This window comes from Streptomyces sp. URMC 124, from assembly GCF_051386455.1.
In the GTDB taxonomy this organism is placed as follows: Bacteria; Actinomycetota; Actinomycetes; order Streptomycetales; family Streptomycetaceae; genus Streptomyces.
On the sequence record NZ_JBPQTS010000406.1, the window covers coordinates 1 to 302 of the forward strand.

At 55.0% G+C, this 302-nt stretch carries 1 pseudogene; it reads right to left on the minus strand.

Annotation, left to right across the window (positions count from 1 at the left end):
- A pseudogene (locus ACSNOG_RS33140) lies at nucleotides 1-302 on the minus strand (hypothetical protein); the annotation flags it as partial.

The window sequence follows — 302 nt, forward strand, 5'->3', positions numbered from 1 at the left end:
GCGTAATGGAAGACATCACTTCTTCAATCGTGGACGGATCGTTAACGAACAATTTCACGCCCATCCCGCGGAGCTTCTCCGCGTTTTCCGCATTCATCGACGCACTGAAGACGACATCGGCCTCAGCTGCGATTACAGCCTCTTCATTCACCTGGAAGCCTCCCATTTTCGGCTTGGATTTCGCGGCTTCCGGATAATCATCCAAATCGGATACGCCTACGATCTCCTCATCCAGTCCGAGGGCAAACAGCTTTTCCGTCTCGGACGGGGCCAGGGATACGATACGGGTCGGCGCCTTCTCG